This is a genomic window from Streptomyces sp. NBC_00335 (assembly GCF_036127095.1).
Lineage (GTDB): Bacteria > Actinomycetota > Actinomycetes > Streptomycetales > Streptomycetaceae > Streptomyces.
On sequence record NZ_CP108006.1, the window covers coordinates 3,255,255 to 3,268,987 of the forward strand.

13 protein-coding genes are annotated in these 13,733 nt (G+C 71.0%); 9 read left to right on the forward strand and 4 right to left on the reverse strand.

The features are described from left to right. Positions 1–38: 38 nt before the first annotated feature. The 3 genes from OHA37_RS14360 to OHA37_RS14370 are packed head-to-tail and all read left to right on the forward strand — an operon-like array spanning position 39 to position 3,492. The gene (locus tag OHA37_RS14360) at positions 39–1,013 is read left to right on the forward strand and encodes a glycosyltransferase family 2 protein (RefSeq protein ID WP_266905250.1); all 975 of its coding nucleotides are present in this window, start codon (positions 39–41) and stop codon (positions 1,011–1,013) included. After that, positions 1,010–2,404: a polysialyltransferase family glycosyltransferase gene (locus tag OHA37_RS14365; protein WP_266905252.1), complete on the forward strand. Its 1,395-nt coding sequence runs from the start codon at positions 1,010–1,012 to the stop codon at positions 2,402–2,404. Before OHA37_RS14360 ends, OHA37_RS14365 begins: the two co-directional genes overlap by 4 nt. Continuing rightward, positions 2,401–3,492: an acyltransferase family protein gene (locus OHA37_RS14370; protein ID WP_266905254.1), complete on the forward strand. Its 1,092-nt coding sequence runs from the start codon at positions 2,401–2,403 to the stop codon at positions 3,490–3,492. Before OHA37_RS14365 ends, OHA37_RS14370 begins: the two co-directional genes overlap by 4 nt. On the opposite strand, the gene leuE is transcribed toward OHA37_RS14370, so the two are convergent. After that, a complete protein-coding gene (gene leuE, locus OHA37_RS14375; RefSeq protein ID WP_266905256.1) occupies positions 3,485–4,165 on the reverse strand; it encodes a leucine efflux protein LeuE in 681 nt (226 codons plus the stop codon). The two genes, OHA37_RS14370 and leuE, sit on opposite strands and share 8 nt — an antisense overlap. A gap of 92 nt (positions 4,166–4,257) precedes the next feature. Then, positions 4,258–5,841 carry an acyl-CoA mutase large subunit family protein gene (locus OHA37_RS14380; RefSeq protein ID WP_266905258.1) on the reverse strand — a complete coding sequence of 528 codons (1,584 nt, stop codon included), beginning with the start codon at positions 5,839–5,841 and terminating at the stop codon, positions 4,258–4,260. A 167-nt stretch (positions 5,842–6,008) separates the two neighbouring features. Here OHA37_RS14380 and OHA37_RS14385 point away from each other — a divergent pair, with 167 nt between their 5' ends. Continuing rightward, positions 6,009–6,893, forward strand: coding sequence for a L,D-transpeptidase family protein (locus tag OHA37_RS14385; RefSeq protein ID WP_266905260.1), 885 nt, complete (start codon positions 6,009–6,011; stop codon positions 6,891–6,893). A 243-nt stretch (positions 6,894–7,136) separates the two neighbouring features. On the opposite strand, the gene OHA37_RS14390 is transcribed toward OHA37_RS14385, so the two are convergent. Together OHA37_RS14390 and OHA37_RS14395 are read right to left on the reverse strand one after the other, a co-directional pair. After that, on the reverse strand, positions 7,137–8,201 hold the full coding sequence (locus OHA37_RS14390) for a hypothetical protein (RefSeq protein ID WP_266905261.1): 1,065 nt from the start codon (positions 8,199–8,201) through the stop codon (positions 7,137–7,139). Next, a complete protein-coding gene (locus tag OHA37_RS14395; RefSeq protein WP_266912790.1) occupies positions 8,201–9,004 on the reverse strand; it encodes an RNA polymerase sigma factor in 804 nt (267 codons plus the stop codon). The genes OHA37_RS14390 and OHA37_RS14395 overlap by 1 nt, the downstream gene beginning before the upstream one ends. 385 nt (positions 9,005–9,389) lie before the next feature. Between OHA37_RS14395 and OHA37_RS14400 the strand changes: the two genes are divergently transcribed. The 5 genes from OHA37_RS14400 (at position 9,390) to OHA37_RS14420 (ending at position 13,591) form a co-directional block, all read left to right on the forward strand. Further along, positions 9,390–10,025: a 2-oxo-4-hydroxy-4-carboxy-5-ureidoimidazoline decarboxylase gene (locus tag OHA37_RS14400; protein ID WP_266905263.1), complete on the forward strand. Its 636-nt coding sequence runs from the start codon at positions 9,390–9,392 to the stop codon at positions 10,023–10,025. A 152-nt stretch (positions 10,026–10,177) separates the two neighbouring features. After that, positions 10,178–10,558: a succinate dehydrogenase, cytochrome b556 subunit gene (gene sdhC / locus OHA37_RS14405; RefSeq protein ID WP_266880720.1), complete on the forward strand. Its 381-nt coding sequence runs from the start codon at positions 10,178–10,180 to the stop codon at positions 10,556–10,558. 5 nt (positions 10,559–10,563) lie between these two features. Further along, a complete protein-coding gene (locus OHA37_RS14410) occupies positions 10,564–11,046 on the forward strand; it encodes a succinate dehydrogenase hydrophobic membrane anchor subunit (protein ID WP_250744034.1) in 483 nt (160 codons plus the stop codon). A gap of 23 nt (positions 11,047–11,069) precedes the next feature. After that, complete coding sequence (sdhA, locus tag OHA37_RS14415) at positions 11,070–12,824, forward strand: succinate dehydrogenase flavoprotein subunit (RefSeq protein ID WP_266905266.1); 1,755 nt, start codon at positions 11,070–11,072, stop codon at positions 12,822–12,824. Continuing rightward, positions 12,824–13,591 (forward strand): succinate dehydrogenase iron-sulfur subunit, encoded by a 768-nt coding sequence (locus OHA37_RS14420; protein WP_266905268.1) that lies wholly within the window; start codon positions 12,824–12,826, stop codon positions 13,589–13,591. The genes sdhA and OHA37_RS14420 overlap by 1 nt, the downstream gene beginning before the upstream one ends. Positions 13,592–13,733 lie beyond the last annotated feature (142 nt).

Genomic DNA, 13,733 nt, shown 5'->3' on the forward strand with positions numbered 1-13,733 from the left:
CCATGGTGAATGCCGGACAACGCCTTAACGTCTCGCAGGTGCTCAAGCTCTCTGTTGTCGTGCCGTTCTACAACGTGCAGACATATGCGCCGGATGCCCTGAAAAGTCTCGAACTCAACGCTCGGGACGACTTCGAGTTCCTGCTCGTCGACGACCGCTCGACGGACGGGACTCCCGACCTGCTGGAACGGGCGGCGCGGGACCTGCCCGGCGCGGTGGTCCTGCGCCACGAGCAAAACGGCGGCCTGGCCACCGCGCGCAATACCGGTCTGGACGCGGCCCGGGGCGAGTACATCGCCTTCATGGACGGCGACGACTGGCTGGCACCCGGCCATCTGGCGCGGATGGTGGCCGCCATCGAGGCCCTGAGCTGCGATTTCGTCCGCAACGACCATGTCAAGGTCACGGGCAGGGCCCGCTCCGTGCAGCGCGTCCCCTTCGGTGCGCACGGGGTCGTCCGCGATCCGCGCTCCGGAATCCTGCCCGCCGACCGGGGCACCTCGGTGGACTACCCGTACGCCTGGGCCGGCATGTACCACCGGCGGCTGCTGGACCGCGGGCTGCTGCACTTCACCGACGGGCTGCGGACCGCGGAGGACCGGCCCTGGATCTGGCGGCTGCACCGCGAGGCGGAATCCTTCGCGGCGGTCGGTTTGCCCGGAATCTTCTACCGCCGCGGGGTTTCCACCTCATTGACGCAGATCGGCGACGAGCGCCAACTCGATTTCATGCGCGCTTTTGACCAGGTGCTTCTAGAAACAGCGGCGGACCGGGAATCCGATCTCCTGCTCCCGAAAGCCGTCCGAACATATTGTGCAATCATCGCGCACCACAACGGGTCCCTTGAAAGGTTCGAACCGGCCGTGGCCAAGAAACTCCGTTCCCTGAGCGCGGCCGCGCTCGGGCGCATGCCGCAGGATGTACTGGACCAGGCCCTTTCCTCGATGGACGCCGACCGCTCCGCCCTGCTGCGCAGGCTTCGCCGCCGCACCCCGTCGGGAGCGGCAGCGTGAGTCTCACCCAGATCTTCGTCGCCTCCACCCTCTACGGGACGGCCACGCTCGCCGCGGCCGTCGACGCCGGCAGCTTCCCGCCGGCCGGCCGCCGGATCCTGCTGACCAGCAATCACTCCCTCGCCGCCGAGATCAACCCCCGGCTCGCCGACCTGCCCGGCTTCGCCACGCTGGGCACCCGCTTCGACGAGGTGCTCGACTGGAACACCGTCATCGAGCCGCAGCACCCCAACGCGTGGTCGCCGCGCGCCGACGACGTACCCCTGTGGGAGCGGTACCTGCGGACCCTGTGGGGTCTCGGCGAGGACCGGGTCGAGCTGATCGTGGAGTCCCTCCAGGTGCCGCCCGCGCAAGCCCTGTGCCAGCTCTTCCCGGGCGCCGCCGTCGACGTCTACGCCGACGGACTGATGAGCTACGGGCCCACGCGCGTCCGGCTCGACCCGCAGATCGGGATGCGGGTGCGGCGGGTGCTGCACCTGGACCTCGTACCGGGTCTGGAGCCGCTGCTCCTCACGGAGTTCGGGGTGCCGGCGGAGCTGGTGGCGACCGACGCGTTCCTCAAGGTGCTGGCCGAACTGGCGGCGTCGGCCCATGACGGCGGGCAGCTCCCCGGAGCCCGGGCCGCGGGCGCGGCGGAGGCCGAGGCAGAGGCCGAGGCCCCGGCGCTGCTCCTGGGCCAGTACCTCTCGGCGCTCGACCTCATCTCCGCGCAGCAGGAGGAGGACCTGCACGCCGAGATGGTGCGCGGCGCGTACGCCCTGGGCCACCGGGAGCTGATCTTCAAACCGCACCCCAGCGCCCCGGCCGTCTACTCCCGCCGCGCGGAGGCGGAGGCCGAGCGGCTCGGCGCCCGCCTGACCGTCATGGACACGCCCGTGCTGGCCGAGATCCTGTACCAGCAGCTGCGCCCGGCGCTGGTCGTCGGCTGCTTCTCCACCGGGCTGCTGACGGCGGCCACGCTGTTCGGGCTGCCCGTCGCGCGGACCGGGACGGGGACCGTACTGGCCCGCCTCACCCCGTACCAGAACAGCAACCGGGTCCCCCTGACGGTCGTGGACGCGCTGCTGCCCGACCTGGCGGACACCGTGGCCGTGCGCGGGTGGACCGCCCCCGGGCCCGACGAGGTCCGCTCCCGGCTGGCCGGCCTGCTGGCCGCGGTCGGCTTCGTGATGCAGCCGCGGATCCTCGCGGGGCACCGCGCGGCGGCCGAGGAGTACCTGAACCGGCACCTGGACGCCCGTACCTGGCGCTACTTCACCCGGCGCCGCCTGGCGAGCCAGGGCCTGCCGGGCGGCATCCCCGCCCAGCTGGCGTTCCTGACCCGCAGCCCGGCCCTGCGCGGCGCCGTGCGCCGGGCCCGCCGGGTCCGCCGTCTGCGGGGCAAGCGATGACGGCCACCGCGGTACCGGCCGCGCGCACCGGTGCGAAGCCCGGGCCGAAGCCGGGCTCCGACCGCCTCAGGGCCCTGGACGGGCTGCGGCTCCTGGCCGCCCTCATGGTCTGCGGGTACCACTACGGCGGCCGCGGCGGGGAGGTGGCCGCGTCCTGGGGCGCCTCGCCGAACAAGCTGTTCCCCAGCGCCTCGACCTGGCTGGCGTACGGCCCGCTCGGCGTGCAGATCTTCTTCGTCATCAGCGGCTTCGTGATCTGCATGAGCGCCCAGGGGCGCACGGTCCGCGAGTTCGCCGCCTCCCGCGCGGCCCGCCTCTACCCGGCGTACTGGGCGGCGCTCGTGCTGGTCACGGTGGCGGTCGAACGGGTCTCGCCGTCGGACCTCCTGCTCAACCTGACCATGCTCCAGCAGCCCCTGGGCGCCGACCGGGTGCTCGGCGTCTGCTGGACGCTCTGGGCCGAGCTGCGCTTCTACGTCCTCTTCGCGCTCTGTGTGATCCTGCCGGGCGGAGGCCGCCGGCGGACGCTGCTCTTCTGCGGCGCCTGGACGATCGCGGCGGTCCTCGCGGACGCCGCCGACCCCACCGGCAAGGGGTTCCTCAGCCAGGCCCTGATGCCGCAGTACGCGCCCTTCTTCATCGGCGGCATCGGCCTGTACCTGGTGCACCGCGACCACCGTGACACGTTCGCCTGGGCCGTGGCCCTGACCGGCTGGCTGATCGGGCAGCACTACGCGGTGGCGGGGTTGTGGCACGCGCCGAACCCGAAGTTCTTCTCGTACCGCAGCTCGGTGGTGATCATCGCGATCGTGACGGCCGGCTTCGCGGCGGTCGCCCTGGTCGCGCTCGGCAAGCTCGGCTGGGCCCGCTGGAAGTGGCTGACGGTGGCCGGGGCGCTGACGTACCCGTTCTACCTGATCCACGAGCATCTGGGCTGGGTGGTCATCAAGGCCCTGCACCGGACGGCCGGCATCCCGGCCCCGGCCACCTTCGCGCTGACGGTGGTGCTGATGCTGGGCCTGGCCTGGGCGATCCACCGCCTGGTGGAACGCCCCTTCGGCCCGAAGCTGCGCAGGGCCCTCAGCTGACGGCGAGCTTCGCGGCGAAGCCCAGGAAGAGCACGCCCGCCGCCGAGCTGGCCCCGGCGGCGAGCCGCTTGCGGCGCCGGAAGGTGGCCGCCAGGCGGTTCCCGCCGAAGATCAGCGTGGTCAGGTAGAGGAAGCTGGCGATCTGCATCAGGCCGCCCAGCAGCAGGAAGGACAGCGCCGGGTAGGCGTAGGCGGAGTCCACGAACTGCACGAAGAAGGACATCAGGAAGAGGATGGCCTTCGGGTTGAACACGCTGATCAGCAGGGCCCGCCGGTAGGGCCGCTCCGTGTCGCCGGCCGGCACCTCGGCGGCCGCCGCGGCCGCCGGGACGCCCTCGCCGAGCCCGTCGGCAGCGGCGCGCTCGCGGCGGGCGCGCCACATGGTCCACGCGCCCCGCAGCATGCCGATGGCGAGCCAGGTCAGGTATCCGGCGCCGAGCAGTTTGACGACCCCGAACACGATCGGGCTGGTCTGCAGCAGCGCCCCGGCGCCGACCGCGGCCAGGGTCATCAGCAGGGCGTCCCCGGTGAAGACGCCGGCGGCGGCCCGGTACCCCCGGCGGACCCCGCCGCGCGCGGCGACGGAGAGCACGTAGAGCGAGTTCGGGCCCGGCAGCAAAATGATCAGCACCAGGCCGGCGAGATACGTCGGAAGATCTGTGACACCCAGCATGTGCAGGAGTGTCCCATGAGGACACACCTGTCGCGCCACTGCGCGCCTTGATCAGCCTGCACGGATCGGGACCAAACCGGAATCAGCCAAGGTCACCAGCCTGAATCAGCCGCCACGTACGTCCCCCACACCTCCCGCAGCGCCCCGCACACCTCCCCCACGGTGGCCCTGGCCCGCAGCGCCTCCCGCATCGGATGGAGCACGTTCTCCGTGCCCTGCGCCGCCTCCCGCAGCGCCGCCAGCGCCTCCTCCACGGCGGCTCCGTCCCGCCCCGCCCGCAGCGCGGCCAGGGACGCCCGCTGCCGGTCCTCGATCGCCGGATCCACCCGCAGCGGCTCGTACGGCTCCTCCTCGTCCAGCGCGAAGCGGTTGACCCCGACCACCACGCGCTCGCCGCTCTCGGTCTCCCGGGCGATCCGGTACGCGTTCCGCTCGATCTCCGCCTTCTGGAAGCCCGCCTCGATCGCGGCCACCGCCCCGCCCATCGCCTCGACCCGCGCCATCAGGCCCAGCGCCGCCGCCTCCACCTCATCCGTCATCCGCTCCACCGCGTAGGACCCGGCGAAGGGGTCGACGGTGTGCGGCACGTCGGTCTCGTACGCCAGTACCTGCTGGGTCCGCAGCGCGAGGCGGGCCGACTTCTCGGTGGGCAGGGCGATCGCCTCGTCGAAGGAGTTGGTGTGCAGCGACTGGGTGCCGCCCAGCACGGCCGCCAGCCCCTGCACGGCGACGCGCACCAGGTTCAGCTCCGGCTGCTGCGCCGTCAGCTGCACCCCGGCGGTCTGGGTGTGGAAGCGCAGCATCAGCGACCTGGGGTCCCGGGCCCCGAACTCCTCGCGCATGACGCGGGCCCAGATCCGCCGGGCCGCGCGGAACTTCGCGACCTCCTCCAGGAGGGTGGTGCGGGCGACGAAGAAGAACGACAGCCGGGGCGCGAAGGCGTCGACCTCCATCCCGGCGGCCAGCGCGGTCCGTACGTAAGCGATCGCGTCGGCCAGCGTGAAGGCGATCTCCTGCGCGGGCGAGGCCCCGGCCTCGGCCATGTGGTAGCCGGAGATGGAGATGGTGTTCCACTGGGGCAGCTCGGCCCGGCAGTAGCGGAATACGTCGGCCGTCAACCTGAGGGAGGGTCCGGGCGGGAAGATGTAGGTCCCCCGTGCGATGTACTCCTTCAGCACGTCGTTCTGGACCGTGCCGGTCAGCAGAGCGGCCTCGATGCCCTGCTCCTCGGCCACCAGTTGGTAGAGCAGGAGCAGCGGCGCGGCCGGTGCGTTGATCGTCATCGAGGTGGACACCCGGTCGAGCGGGATCCCGTCGAACAGCACGCGCATGTCCTCGACCGAGTCGATCGCGACGCCCACCTTGCCGACCTCGCCGTGCGCGAGCGGGGCGTCGGAGTCGTGCCCCATCTGGGTGGGCAGGTCGAAGGCCACGGACAGCCCGGCCGCGCCGCCCGCGATGAGCTGCCGGAAGCGGGCGTTGGTCTCCGCGGCCGTACCGAAGCCGGCGTACTGGCGCATGGTCCAGGGCCGTCCGGTGTACATCGTCGGGTGGACGCCCCGGGTGTACGGGTACTCCCCCGGCTCCCCCAGCTCGGTCCCGGGGTCCCAGCCGGCGAGGTCGTCGGGGCGGTAGACGGGCGCGATCGGGATCCCGCTCTCGGTGTGCCGCTCCATGTGACGCGCTCCTTCGTGGATCCGAGGGGCTCGGGGCTGATAAAACGTCCCCGCGGCGGCCGCGCGGCGGCCTCTGGTCACAATGGCGCAACATCGCGGCCGTCCCCGCAACTGTCCACGCCCACGTGGCATCACCTAGATACACACGTAGAAATCGGGGGACCGCAATGCACCGCAAGAAAGCAATAGTTCGCGCACTTGGCCTGGCCACCGCCGTCGCGCTTGCCGCGACCGCCTGCGGGCCGCAGGAGCCGGGGGCCGCGGGCTCCGGTTCTTCCGCGCCCGCATCGCCCACGGCGGTCGCCTCTCCCGACGCCTCGCCGTCCACGGACGGGAAGCCCGGCGACGCCTCGCCGTCGGCGTCCCCGTCCGCGTCCGCGTCGCCGTCGCCTTCGGTTTCCGCCTCGCCCTCGCCGACCGTGAAGCAGGTCATGGCGAACGGCGACGACAGCGAGCTGGTCCGCGAACTGCAGGCCCGGCTGCGCCAGCTCAAGCTGATGACGGTGGCTCCGACCGGTTTCTACGGTTCCAAGACGACCGCGGCGGTCAAGTCCTTCCAGTCGAAGAACGGCCTGCCCGCCACCGGCGGCGTGGACGAGCCCACCTGGAAGAAGATCCAGAACGCCACCAAGAAGCCGACCGCTGCCGAGCTGCGCCCGCCGACCGTCAACGAGCCGGACGCACCCGACGCGCGCTGCATGACGGGCCGGGTCATGTGCATCAGCAAGGAGAGCCGCACCCTCGCCTGGATGATCGACGGGAAGGTCGTCTCCACGCTGGACGTGCGCTTCGGCTCGGAGAAGACCCCGACCCGCGAGGGCGAGTTCAAGGTGGAGTGGAAGGCCAAGGACTGGACGTCGACGATCTACCACACGCCGATGCCGTACTCGATGTTCTTCAACGGGGGCCAGGCCGTGCACTACTCGGCCGACTTCGCCGCCCGCGGCTACGCCGGCGCCTCGCACGGCTGCGTGAACGTCCGGGACAAGGCCAGGCTGGCGACGCTGTTCGACGCGGTGAAGGTCGGCGACAAGGTCGTCGTCTACTGGTGACCCGCCGGCGGCCGGCAGTGGGGACGTCCGGGCCGGGCGTCCACGGTCGCAAGTTGAGGGCGCGGGCGGGATCGGGGGAACGAATCCCGCCCGCGCCGGTTGCGCAGAGCCCAGGGGTACGGGGGGAACCCCGGCTCATGCGCGGCCGATGACCAGTCGGCTCATTACGTACTGCGTCACCGGTTCGAAAAGTGTTACAGCGGGGGCGGGAGACGTTTCAAGCCAGTGTCCGGTACCCGGTCCTCAGCGCCGCTGACCCGCGTCCGGGGTCTTCGGCGGAGCCGTCCCGGCCGGTGTCAGCTGCAGTGAACGCGACGGGGATTGCGGTCCCGCGGGCGAGCCCGGCGTGTCTCCGCCCGATCCGCCCGATCCCCCGCCGGTGGCCGTGTCGAGGACCAGCTGGCAGTAGCGCGGCACCCGCAACAGCCCCTTGGCGAGGCGCACGAGCTTCTCGCGGCGGGCCTCGTCGATGCGCCCCGACCGGAAGTCCCGGCACAGCTCCACCGCTCCGGTGCGGCTCTCCCGGTCCCGCTCCCGGTCCCGGTCCCGCTCGCGGTCACCGGGGTCGGTGCCCGCGCCGTCGGTGCCGCCCTGGAGGGACCGGTCGCCGCCTTCCTTGCTGCCGGTCGAGCCGCTCGCGAACGGTTCCCTGGCAGTGCCGCCGACCTCCCCGGAGACGCCGTCGGGTCCCGTCGGCGTATGTCCCTCCGCGCCCGGGGTGTTGCCCGGGCTCGGGCTGCCGCTCCCGCCCTCGGGCGGCACGGCGCTGCGCAGCGGCGCGAAGGGGATCTCGGACCCGCCGTCCGGCGAGCCCTCGGAGGAGGAGCCGACCGACACCGAGACGGCCGGCACCCGGCCGGCGGTGTTCCGGTCGTCCCGGTCCAGCAGTCCGGTGCCCGCGGCCGCCGCGAGGCCGCCCACGGCGACGCTCGCCAGCGCGGCCGCGAGGGCGAAGCGGACCGGCCGGCCGCGCCGGGAGGGGGGTCCGGCCGGGCCGGCCGGCGGGCCGAGCTCGACCACGGTGTCCGCGGAGCCGAAGAGTGCCGCGTCCGGAGCCCGCGTCTGGAGTTCCGCCTGGAGCACGGAGCCGCGTGCGCGGAACGCGGCCACCGCGGCGGCCTCTCCGCGCAGTTCCCCGGGCAGCCCGCCGGGGGCCGCGGGCGGCGGCTCCGCGAGTGCGTCGAGGGCGGCGCGCAGCCGCTCGGACCGGGCCCGGGCAGGGTGCTCGGCGCCAGGTGCGACCGGTTCTCCGCGCAGCAGTCTGTCCGCCGCGGCTTTGCCCAGCCACCTGTCGCGCTCGTCGGCCATCACATGTCCTTCTGCGTCCGCCAACGTGAATGCGTCACACCGGTTTGTTCTACGAAGCCCGCGGCGCGGGCCCGCTGCGCCGGTACGGCGTCGAGGTCCCGCCCGCCCCCGGCGCCCCGTGCGCGACTCCCGTCATTATCGCCGAGGCCGCGCGGACGTCCGGAGCCGACGCCCACGGCGGAGCCGACGGCGGAGCCGGAATCGGAATCCGGGTCGGAATCCGGGTCGGAATCCGGGTCGAAGTCACCCTCGACGGCCTCGCCGAGCAGCTCGGCCAGCTTCTTCAGACCCCGGTGCGCGGCGGTGCGTACGGCGCCGGGACGCTTGCCCAGGGTCTCGGCGGCGCTCTTGGCGTCCAGGCCGACGACCACCCGCAGGACGACGGCCTCGGCCTGGTCCCGCGGGAGCTGGGCTATGAGTTCCATGGTGCGGCAGGTGGAGAGGGACTCCATGGCCTCGCCGGCGGTGTCGGACTCGGCGGCGTGCCCCGTCAGCTCGGTCTCGTCCCCGCCGACGGCGGGCCGGCGCCCGCGCATCCGGATGTGGTCGAGGGCGCGGTTGCGGGCGATGCGGGCCGCCCAGCCGCGGAAGCGGTCGGCGTCGCCGGTGAAGGAGTCGAGGTCGCGGGCGATCTGCAGCCAGGCCTCGGAGGTGACGTCCTCCGCGTCGCCGTCTCCGACGAGCGTCCGGACGTATCCGAGCAGGCGCGGGTGCACGGAGCGGTACACAGAACGGAACGCGAGCTCGTCGCCGTCTTGTGCCGCGAGCACCGCGGTGGTCAGCTCCGCGTCGTCCCCCAGCAAAATCCCCAACCCGTTCACAGTCCCGTATGTGTGGCGCAAATCAGCACGTTACGGCGTTCAAGCACCTTCGTCCACGAGTTGTACAACGTGCAACCATCCCTGCGCGGAGCGGGGTGTGACACAAAACGCACCGAAGACGCTGACAGGGGTGCGGGCTTGTCGCACGAGTCCGCGACGGATGGCGGCCGGGGCCTCTCCTGTGGGGGGTGGCGGCCTCGGTCGCCCTCCCCCTTCTCCGCCGTCCCCTCGGCCATCATGCCCCGGCCCGCGCGGGGTCCCCAAGCGGCCCCGCGCCCGGTCCGACATGCGCTCTCGTCATCCTTTCGGCTCACTTCCGAGTGAAATCCCCCCATGGGTACGACACACCCGGCCCCACGTCGATAGCGTGGCGGGACACCCGCGCCACGCCACGAGGAGCCCCCCGCTGTCCAGCCACCTTCCGGCACAGGCCCGCGGAAGCTCCGACCCTTCCCACGGTTCCCTCGACGGCGCCGGCCCTTTCGGCGACTCGGGGCTCGAACGGTTCAACGCCCTGTCCCCCGAAGCCGCCCACTCCGCCCTGCTGCACTGCTGCGGCAGCCGGCGCTGGGCCCACCGGGTTGCCGCCCACCGCCCTTACCCCGACTTCGGCGCTCTACTCGCCGCCGCGGACGAAGCTTCGTACGACCTTTCCCAAGCGGACCTCTCCGAGGCGCTGGCCTGCGAGTTCCCGCCGGAGCTGGAGCACGGGGCCTCGTACGCCGCGCTCCTCGCGCTCGACGCCGCGCACGCGGAGTACGAGCGGACGTATCGCCACGCCTTCGTGATCTGCCTCCACGGGACCACCCCGGAGGAGCAGGCGGACCAGCTGCTGGCCGCGATCCGGCGGCGGATGGAACTGGACGTGGACGAGGAGCGCGCGATCTCCGCGGACGAGCTCCGTCGCGTCGCGCAGGTCCGGCTCGCCGACCTGACACACTGGCTGACCTCGGCGGATGGGGTATCTGCGGCCGAATTCGGTCTATTCGCCCCTGTGGGATAGTCCGTCCGTGCCTGTTTGATCACACCGATGGCCCCCGCGCGAGGGAACCGACAAAGCGTCGCTACGATGTCCGGGGCCGGAGGACCGTACCCGGCCGGGCCCGACCGACAAAGAAGCCGGCTGGCCCCCGCCCCGCTTCCGGAGGGTTTTCCGTGCCGGCTGGAACGTTGTACCGCGGCCGGGAAGGAATGTGGTCCTGGGTGGCTCATCGAGTCACCGGCGTCCTCATCTTCTTCTTCCTGTTCGTACACGTCCTCGACACCGCTCTCGTCCGCGTCTCCCCCGAGGCGTACGACGATGTCGTGGCTACCTACAAGACTCCGATCGTCGCGCTGCTGGAGTACGGCCTCGTGGCCGCAATCCTCTTCCATGCGCTCAACGGTCTCCGTGTCATCGCCGTGGACTTCTGGTCCAAGGGCCCCCGCTACCAGAAGCAGATGCTCTGGACCGTGGTGGGCATCTGGGTCGTGCTGATGGTCGGGGCCCTGTACCCCGTCCTCGGACACGCTTACCTCGAACTCTTCGGGAAGTGACACGCATGTCTTCTGACACTTCTTTCGAAAAGGGCATCGGTGACGTGGAGGGCGTGTCCCTCTACGACGTCGACAACCCGGCGCCGTACATCGAGGCCCCGCGCAAGCGCACCAGCAAGACCCCGCGCTCGACGCGCGGCAACTTCGAGATGGTCGCGTGGCTCTTCATGCGCCTCTCGGGCATCGTGCTGGTCGTCCTGGTCCTCGGCCACCTGCTGATCCAGCTCGTCCTCGACGGCGGCGTCTCCAAGATCGGCTTCGCCTTCGTGGCCGGCCGCTGGGCCTCCCCGTTCTGGCAGGGCTGGGACCTGCTGATGCTGTGGCTCGCGATGCTGCACGGCGCGAACGGTCTGCGTACCGTCATCAACGACTACGCGGAGCGCGCCAACACGCGTCTGTGGCTCAAGGGCCTGCTCTACACCGCCACGGTGTTCACCATTCTTCTGGGCACGCTGGTGATCTTCACCTTCGACCCGAACATCCGCTAGGCAACGGGGCTGAGGCGAAACCAATGAAGATCCACAAGTACGACACCGTCATCGTCGGGGCGGGCGGCGCAGGCATGCGCGCCGCCATCGAATCGACGAAGCGCAGCCGCACCGCCGTGCTGACCAAGCTCTACCCCACCCGCTCCCACACGGGCGCGGCGCAGGGCGGCATGGCCGCCGCGCTCGCCAACGTGGAGGACGACAACTGGGAGTGGCACACCTTCGACACGGTCAAGGGCGGTGACTACCTGGTCGACCAGGACGCCGCCGAGATCCTGGCGAAGGAGGCCATCGACGCGGTCCTCGACCTCGAGAAGATGGGCCTGCCGTTCAACCGCACCCCGGACGGCACCATCGACCAGCGCCGCTTCGGCGGGCACTCCCGCAACCACGGCGAGGCGCCGGTCCGCCGGTCCTGCTACGCCGCGGACCGCACCGGCCACATGATCCTCCAGACGCTGTACCAGAACTGCGTCAAGGAGGGCGTGGAGTTCTTCAACGAGTTCTACGTCCTGGACCAGCTCCTGGTCGAGGAGGACGGCGTCAAGAAGTCGGCCGGCGTGGTCGCGTACGAGCTCGCCACCGGCGAGATCCACGTGTTCCAGGCGAAGTCCGTCATCTACGCCTCCGGCGGCACCGGCAAGTTCTTCAAGGTGACCTCCAACGCGCACACCCTCACGGGTGACGGCCAGGCGGCCTGCTACCGCCGCGGCCTGCCGCTGGAGGACATGGAGTTCTTCCAGTTCCACCCGACGGGCATCTGGCGCATGGGCATCCTGCTGACGGAGGGCGCCCGCGGTGAGGGCGGCATCCTCCGCAACAAGGACGGCGAGCGCTTCATGGAGAAGTACGCGCCGGTCATGAAGGACCTCGCGTCCCGTGACGTCGTCTCGCGCTCCATCTACACCGAGATCCGTGAGGGCCGCGGCTGCGGTCCCGCCGGTGACCACGTGTACCTGGACCTGACGCACCTGCCGCCGGAGCAGCTCGACGCGAAGCTCCCGGACATCACCGAGTTCGCGCGCACGTACCTGGGCATCGAGCCGTACACGGACCCGATCCCGATCCAGCCCACCGCGCACTACGCCATGGGCGGCATCCCGACGAACGTCGAGGGTGAGGTCCTCTCGGACAACACCACCGTCGTCCCGGGCCTGTACGCGGCCGGCGAGGTCGCGTGCGTATCGGTGCACGGCGCGAACCGCCTGGGCACCAACTCGCTGCTGGACATCAACGTCTTCGGCAAGCGCTCGGGCATCGCGGCCGCCGCGTACGCCCACGCCCACGACTACGTCGAGCTGCCCGAGAACCCGGCGCAGCAGGTCATCGACCAGGTCGAGCACCTGCGCAACTCCACGGGCAACGAGCGGGTCGCGGAGCTGCGCCTGGAGCTCCAGGAGACGATGGACGCCTGCGTGATGGTGTTCCGCACCGAGCAGACGATCAAGACCGCGGTCGAGAAGATCGCGGAGCTGCGCGCGCGCTACAAGAACGTGTCCGTCCAGGACAAGGGCAAGCGCTTCAACACGGACCTGCTGGAAGCCATCGAGCTGGGCAACCTGCTCGACCTGGCCGAGGTCATGGCCGTGTCCGCGCTGGCGCGCAAGGAGTCCCGCGGCGGTCACTACCGCGAGGACTACCCGAACCGCGACGACGTCAACTTCATGCGCCACACCATGGCGTACCGCGAGGTGGACGACAACGGCCAGGACTCGGTCCGCCTGGACTACAAGCCGGTCGTCGTCACCCGCTACCAGCCGATGGAGCGTAAGTACTGATGGCCACCCCGACCCTCAGCAAGACGGACCAGATGGAGGCGGCGGCCGCCGCCTCGCCCTTCATCACGGTCACGTTCCGGATCCGCCGGTTCAACCCGGAGATCTCGGAAGAGTCGACCTGGCAGGACTTCCAGATCGAGATCGACCCGAAGGAGCGCGTGCTCGACGGTCTCCACAAGATCAAGTGGGACCTCGACGGCACGCTGACCTTCCGTCGCTCGTGCGCGCACGGCATCTGCGGCTCCGACGCGATGCGGATCAACGGCAAGAACAGGCTCGCCTGCAAGACGCTGATCAAGGACATCAACCCGGAGAAGCCGATCACGGTCGAGGCCATCAAGGGCCTGACGGTGATGAAGGACCTCGTCGTCGACATGGAGCCCTTCTTCCAGGCGTACCGGGACGTCATGCCGTTCCTGGTCACCAAGGGCAACGAGCCGACGCGCGAGCGCCTGCAGTCCGCCGAGGACCGCGAGCGCTTCGACGACACCACCAAGTGCATCCTGTGCGCCGCGTGCACGTCCTCGTGCCCGGTGTTCTGGAACGACGGCCAGTACTTCGGCCCGGCGGCGATCGTCAACGCGCACCGCTTCATCTTCGACTCGCGTGACGAGGCGGGCGAGCAGCGCCTGGAGATCCTGAACGACAAGGACGGCGTGTGGCGTTGCCGCACGACCTTCAACTGCACCGACGCGTGCCCGCGTGGCATCGAGGTCACGAAGGCGATCCAGGAAGTGAAGCGTGCGCTGATCACGCGCCGCTTCTGATTCTTCGACGCGCTCCGTCCGCCGGTCTCGCTTGAGGCCGGCGGGCACCGGGGCCCCGCCCCCTCCGGATCCGTTCCGTGAGGGGGCGGGGCCTTCGCCGTGGGGTCTGCGGGTCAACTTGCCTGGTGCGAACCCCTCTTCG

What these genes read in the sequence shown, in the direction of transcription:
- OHA37_RS14370 (WP_266905254.1), top strand. Translation starts at nt 2,401, where the DNA reads ATGACGGCCACCGCGGTACCGGCCGCGCGCACCGGTGCGAAGCCCGGG.
- leuE (WP_266905256.1), bottom strand. Translation starts at nt 4,165, where the DNA reads ATGCTGGGTGTCACAGATCTTCCGACGTATCTCGCCGGCCTGGTGCTG.
- OHA37_RS14380 (WP_266905258.1), bottom strand. Translation starts at nt 5,841, where the DNA reads ATGGAGCGGCACACCGAGAGCGGGATCCCGATCGCGCCCGTCTACCGC.
- OHA37_RS14385 (WP_266905260.1), top strand. Translation starts at nt 6,009, where the DNA reads ATGCACCGCAAGAAAGCAATAGTTCGCGCACTTGGCCTGGCCACCGCC.
- OHA37_RS14390 (WP_266905261.1), bottom strand. Translation starts at nt 8,201, where the DNA reads ATGGCCGACGAGCGCGACAGGTGGCTGGGCAAAGCCGCGGCGGACAGA.
- OHA37_RS14410 (WP_250744034.1), top strand. Translation starts at nt 10,564, where the DNA reads ATGTCTTCTGACACTTCTTTCGAAAAGGGCATCGGTGACGTGGAGGGC.
- sdhA (WP_266905266.1), top strand. Translation starts at nt 11,070, where the DNA reads ATGAAGATCCACAAGTACGACACCGTCATCGTCGGGGCGGGCGGCGCA.
- OHA37_RS14420 (WP_266905268.1), top strand. Translation starts at nt 12,824, where the DNA reads ATGGCCACCCCGACCCTCAGCAAGACGGACCAGATGGAGGCGGCGGCC.